Origin of the sequence: Kitasatospora sp. NPDC058965 (assembly GCF_042741245.1) — a bacterium.
Taxonomy (GTDB): domain Bacteria; phylum Actinomycetota; class Actinomycetes; order Streptomycetales; family Streptomycetaceae; genus Kitasatospora.
On sequence record NZ_JBHYKG010000427.1, the window covers coordinates 1 to 5730 of the forward strand.

Below are 5730 nucleotides of genomic sequence, written 5' to 3' on the forward strand. Positions count from 1 at the left end.
CCGGAATCCTCCGTTCGGGATTCCGGGGCCGCGGTCGTGTGCGGCCCGGCGGCCGCCGCCTCAGGCGAGCTCGGCCAGGCTCAACTGGAGCTCCACCGGCAGGTCCTGACGCCGGGTGATGTTGAGCTTGCGGTAGATCTGGGTCAGGTGCTGTTCGACCGTGCTCACCGTCACGTAGAGCTTCATGGCGATCTCCCGGTTGGTGTACCCCTGCGCGGCCAGTGCCGCCACCCGGTGCTGGGAGCCGCTCAGCTCGGGGCGCGGCTCGGCACTGCCGACCGCCGGCTGCCGGTTGACCGGGTGCGACTCCGAGGCCAGGCCGGGCAGGATCCGCTCGCGCAGCCCCTCGGCCCCGCAGGCGTGCGCCAGGTTCCAGGCCCGCCGGGTGGTGGTCCCGGCCCGGCTGGTCTCGCCCACCGCCTGCAGTGCCTGGCCGAGGTCGGCCAGGGTGCGGGCCAGCTCGATCCGGTCGCCCGAGCGCCGCAGTTCGTCCACCGCCCGCTCCAGCAGGGCCGGGCGCTGGGTGCGCTCGGACACCGCCGCCCGCAGCCGCAGCGAGATGCCCTGCACCCAGGGTCGCTGCGCGTCCGGCGCGGAGAGCTGCTGCATCACCAGCCGCTCCGCCTGGTCGCGCTCGCCCAGCTTGAGCAGGGCCTCGGCCGCGTCGGTGCGCCACGGGTAGAGCAGCGGCCGGTCCAGCCGCCAGCGGCGCAGCAGCCGGCCCACCTCGCCGAAGTCGGCCAGGGCCGCCTGGTACTGCTCCACCGTCAGGTGGTGCAGGCCGCGGGCGCGCAGGTAGGCCACCCCGTGGACGGACTCCAGCGCCGAGCGCGGCACCGGCTGGTCGAGCAGCTGCACCACCGAGGCGGTGCGGCCCAGCGCGGTGCGGACCCGGATCAGTGCCGCCAGCGGTGCGCAGGCGAAGGCACTGCCGGCGGCCTGCGGCAGGCAGTCCACGGCGAGCGCGGCCTGCTGCTCGGCCTCCCGCAGCTCGCCCAGGTGCAGCAGCACCTCGGCGTGCACGGTGGCGAAGAGCGCGGCCCAACCCGGGGCGCCGCGCTCGGCGGACTCCTGACTGAGCCTCAGGCACCACGGTGCCGACCGCTCCGGCTGGTCGCTGCGCGCCAGCGTGCGCACCGCCTGGTGCAGCAGCAGCAGCGTGGTCGCGGTCAACGGGGTGGACTGCAGCAGCCGTTCGGCCTCGGTGACGACCGGCTCGCCGGCCGTCTCCTGCACCGCCCAGACGCTGGCGCGCGCCTGCCCGCCCGCCACCGCCGGAGCCGGGCGGGACTTGGGATCGGCGGTCTGCGCGGCGAGCTGCCGGCCCAGCTGCTGGTTGACCTCCAGCGCCTCCTCCACCCGGCCCTGCGCCATCAGCAGCTGGGCCAGCGGCGCGAGCCGCTCCTCCGCCAGCACGCCCGCCCGCAGCTGCTCCAGCGGACCGCGCAGCTGCCGCTCGGCCGCCGCCGGGTTGTACCGCCAGGTCACCGCGGCGATCCGGGTGGCGATCTCGTCCCGTCTTCGCTCGTCCGGGCAGGCCTGCTCGGCGGCGGCCAGCGCACCGGCGGCCTCCTTGGCCCGGTCCTGGGCGTGCAGCTGCTCGGCCAGGTCGCAGAGCACGTCGGCGGCCCAGGAGGCGGCCGGCGGCGTGCGGTCGGGCCGCTGGGCGCTGAGCAGGTGGCGGGCCACCACCGGGGCCGGCTGGCCCTCGCGGCGCAGCAGGTCGGCGGCCCGGCGGTGCAGGTCGGCCCGCTCCTCGGCGGCCATCAGGTCCAGCACGGCGGCCGCGCCGACCTGGTGGCGGAACCGGTGGTCGGCCAACACCCCGGCCGCCTCCAGCAGGGCGAGCCGCAGCTCGGCCACCGAGGGGGTCAGGTCGAGCAGTTCGGCGACCCGGGCCGGGGTGGCGAACTCGCCCAGCACCGCCACCGCCTGGGCGGCCGCCAGCGCGCCCGGACCGCTGCGGGTGACGCACTCGGTCACCGCGCGGGCGAACAGGCCGCCGGTGGGCGGCTGGTGCTCGGCCGGGGAGCCGGGGTCCGCCAGCCGGGCCCGGACCAGCAGCGGGTTGCCGCCGGTCAGGGTGTGCAACTCGGCCGCTGCGGCGGGCTGGTAACCGTGCTGCTCGACCAGGTCGGCGAGCGCCGACGGGGTCAGCGGCCGGGCCGGCACCCGGCGGCAGTCGGCCCGGCGCAGCAGCGCGGCGTCCAACTCCGGCTCGGCCAGCCCGTAGCCGCGCCCCGCCCCGGCCAGCACCAGCAGCAGCCGGGCGGTCCGGGCGTACTGCACGAGGTGCGCGAGGTGCAGCTGGGACTCGCGGTCGACCAGCGGCAGGTCGTCCACCGCCAGTACCACCGGGGCCCGTTCGCCGGCCCGGGTGAGCGTCTGCAGCAGCTCGCGCATCCGCTCCGAGCGCACCGGCCCGTCGGGGTCCACCGCGGGCAGCGGCAGGCCCGCCGACTCGGCCGCCTGGGCGAGCTGGCGCAGCACCCCGAACGGCAGCTCCTGCTCGCCCGGGTACCCGGAGGCCGTCAGCACCACCGCGCCGGACTCGCCGGCGAACCGGGCCAGTGCCTCCACCAACTCGCTCTTGCCGCAGCCGGCCGCCCCTTCGATCAGCAGTACCGCACTGCGCCGGGCGGCAGCCCCGGCCAGCGCCCGCTGGAGGACACCGAGCTCGGTGTCGCGCTCCACCAGCGTCGTGATTGGCATGGTCATCTGCGGTTCCTCCCCCGTCCGTGGAGCCGTCCTGGATGACTTCCATCGTGCAGCGCAACAGGGCTCTGGACCCCGGCGCGGGCGGTTGCCGGTTGTTGCCTGACAAGAACTCCCCTACCGCGCCACAGGGGTTGTGAACCCCCTCGGCAGGGGTCGCGGACCATGTCGGAGCAGGGGAGGGAGGGCTTCAATGTGCCAGAGGTCTTGGGCGGTCGATGCCCGATAGGAGTGGTGAATCGTGACGATCAACGACGAGGTCCTGGCGGACGTGCTGGTCGAGTCGGACTTCTCCGACCTGCGCTCCCGGGTGACCGAGCTGCACCTGGTGAAGGACCAGGCGCGGCAGGGGCCCGATCCGCGCGCCACCCAGGCCCAGTGGGACAAGGGGAAGCTGACGGTCCATGAGCGGCTCACGCTGCTCTTCGACGAGGGCACCTTCACCGAGATCGAGCCGCTGCGCCGGCACCGCGCGCAGGGCTTCGGCCTGGACGCGAAGAAGCCTTACACCGACGGCGTGGTGACGGGCTGGGGCCTGGTGCACGGCCGCACCGTCTTCGCCTACGCGCACGACTTCCGGATCTTCGGCGGCTCGCTGGGCGAGGCGCACGCGGAGAAGATCCACAAGGTGATGGACCTGGCCGAGGCGGCCGGCGCGCCGCTGGTCTCGCTCAGCGACGGCGCCGGGGCCCGGATCCAGGAGGGGGTCACCGCGCTGGCCGGCTACGGCGGCATCTTCCGCCGCAACGTCAAGGCCTCCGGGGTGATCCCGCAGATCTCGGTGATGCTCGGCCCGTGCGCGGGCGGTGCGACCTACTCGCCGGCGCTGACCGACTTCGTCTTCATGGTGCGCGGCATCGCACAGATGTACATCACCGGCCCGGACGTGGTGAAGGCGGTCACCGGCGAGGAGATCACCCACGAGCAGCTGGGCGGCGCCGCGGTGCACGCCGGGGTCTCGGGGGCGGCCGGGTTCGTCTGCGAGAGCGAGGAGGAGTGCCTGGAGGAGGTGCGCTACCTGCTCTCGCTGCTGCCCGCCAACAACCGCGAGCTGCCGCCGCGCGAGGCGTGCTCCGACCCGGTGGACCGGCGCTGCGAGAAGCTGCTGTCGCTGGTGCCGGCCGACCCGTCGATGTCCTACGACATGCACGCGGTGATCGAGGAGATCGTCGACGACGGCGAGTTCTTCGAGGTGCACCAGCAGTGGGCGACCAACATCGTCTGCGGGCTGGCCCGGCTGGACGGGCACGTGGTCGGCATCGTGGCCAACCAGCCCTCGGCCCTGGCCGGGGTGCTGGACATCCACGCCTCGGAAAAGGCCGCCCGGTTCGTGCAGACCTGCGACGCGTTCAGCATCCCGCTGGTCACCCTGGTGGACGTGCCCGGCTTCCTGCCCGGCAGCGACCAGGAGCACAACGGGATCATCCGGCACGGGGCGAAGCTGCTGTACGCGTACTGCAACGCCACGGTGCCGCGGATCCAGGTGATCGTGCGCAAGGCGTACGGCGGCTCGTACATCGTGATGGACTCGCGCTCGATCGGCGCGGACCTGTCGTTCGCCTGGCCGATCAACGAGATCGCGGTGATGGGCGCGGAGGGGGCGGCGAACATCGTCTTCCGCCGCGAGATCGCCGCCTCGCCGGACCCGGAGCGGGCCCGCGCGCAGGCGATCCGCGAGTACCGGCGCGAGCTGATGCACCCGTACTACGCGGCCGAGCGCGGCCTGGTGGACGACGTGATCGACCCGGTGGACACCCGTTCGGTGCTGATCCGCTCGCTGGCCATGCTGCGGGCCAAGCAGGCGCCGATCCCGGCCCGCAAGCACGGCAACGCGCCGACCTGAGGAGCTGTGGTGGAGACCTTGGAGACGCTGTTCCGGGTCGAGCACGGGAGCCCGACCGAGGAGGAGCTGGCGGTGACGGCCGCGGCGCTGCTGGCGGTGCTGCGGGCCCGGGCCGCCGTCGCGGTGCCGGACGGCGGCGGTGACGGCGGTGACGGGGCCGGCGGCGCCGCCGGTGCCGGTGGGCCGAACTGGTTCGCGGAGCGGGTGCACCGGTCGCCGCGGCCGTGGTCCTCGCGGTGAGGGGGCTGTTCGGGCGGCTGTACCGGGTGCTGGTGAACGGGGGCCGGGCGTACGTGTACACGCCGCTCGGCCCCGGCGCACCGGACCCGACCGGCCCGCCGCCCGGCCACCCCGAGCGCCTCTGCCCGCACCTGGCGCTCAGCCCGCTGGAGGCGCGGCTGGCGCGCGAGCTGTGGCGGCGGACCCCGCTGCGGTTCCGCTGACGGGGGGTCAGTGGGCCGTCCGGGGGAGGGGTCGGGCGCGGGTGCCAGGGGCGGGCGGTGTTTGCCCTGGTAGCTGCGAGCGGCGCGCTCCGGGCGGTCGCGGAGCGTGGCAGGGTGGGACGGGAAGAGCCCACGTTGTCCGCCCTGCGAACCCGGAGATCAGCATGTCCGCGCTCAGCATCCGCAACCAGCTCCCCGGTACCGTCACCGAGATCACGGACGGGGCCGTGATGGCCACCGTGAAGGTCCGGCTGAGCGGCGGCCAGGAGGTGACGGCCGCGATCACCCTGGACGCGGTCAAGGACCTCGGCCTCGCCGCCGGCTCGCCGGTGCAGGCGCTGGCCAAGTCCACCGAGATCGCGCTGGCCACCGCCCCGGTCTCCGGGCTGAGCATCCGCAACCAGCTGCCGGGCACCGTCGCCTCGGTCGCCACGGGCGGCGCGATGGCCACGGTCAAGCTCACCATCGACGGCGGCGGCGACCTGACCGCCGCCGTCACGGCCGAAGCCGTCACCGAACTGGGACTGGCCACGGGCTCGCCGGTGGTGGCGCTGATCAAGTCGACGGAACTGGCCCTGTCGGCAGGCTGACACAGGCGCACTGCGACACCCGCGCGGGGGGGGGGGCCCCGGGGGGGGGCCGGGCGGGGGGGCGGGGGGGGGCCGGGGGGGGGGGGGGGTGGGGGGGGGGGGGATTCGCGGCCGCGGGAACGGCCAGCAGGCCGACCAC

Annotated in this window: 5 protein-coding genes; 4 read left to right on the forward strand and 1 reads right to left on the reverse strand. The window is 75.0% G+C overall.

Annotated features, from left to right (window positions below; genetic code table 11):
• Window positions 1-60: 60 nt before the first annotated feature.
• Window positions 61-2718 (reverse strand): AAA family ATPase, encoded by a 2658-nt coding sequence (locus tag ACFW1A_RS37550; RefSeq protein ID WP_380417619.1) that lies wholly within the window; start codon window positions 2716-2718, stop codon window positions 61-63.
• A 295-nt stretch (window positions 2719-3013) separates the two neighbouring features.
• Here ACFW1A_RS37550 and ACFW1A_RS37555 point away from each other — a divergent pair, with 295 nt between their 5' ends.
• The 4 genes from ACFW1A_RS37555 (at window position 3014) to ACFW1A_RS37570 (ending at window position 5591) form a co-directional block, all read left to right on the forward strand.
• Window positions 3014-4558, forward strand: a complete 1545-nt coding sequence (locus tag ACFW1A_RS37555; protein ID WP_380417627.1) for an acyl-CoA carboxylase subunit beta — start codon at window positions 3014-3016, stop codon at window positions 4556-4558.
• A 9-nt stretch (window positions 4559-4567) separates the two neighbouring features.
• A complete protein-coding gene (locus tag ACFW1A_RS37560; protein WP_380417621.1) occupies window positions 4568-4798 on the forward strand; it encodes a hypothetical protein in 231 nt (76 codons plus the stop codon).
• Window positions 4795-5001, forward strand: coding sequence for a DUF6059 family protein (locus ACFW1A_RS37565; RefSeq protein ID WP_380417623.1), 207 nt, complete (start codon window positions 4795-4797; stop codon window positions 4999-5001). The genes ACFW1A_RS37560 and ACFW1A_RS37565 overlap by 4 nt, the downstream gene beginning before the upstream one ends.
• 164 nt (window positions 5002-5165) lie before the next feature.
• Window positions 5166-5591 (forward strand): molybdopterin-binding protein, encoded by a 426-nt coding sequence (locus tag ACFW1A_RS37570; RefSeq protein ID WP_380417625.1) that lies wholly within the window; start codon window positions 5166-5168, stop codon window positions 5589-5591.
• Window positions 5592-5730: the final 139 nt, after the last annotated feature.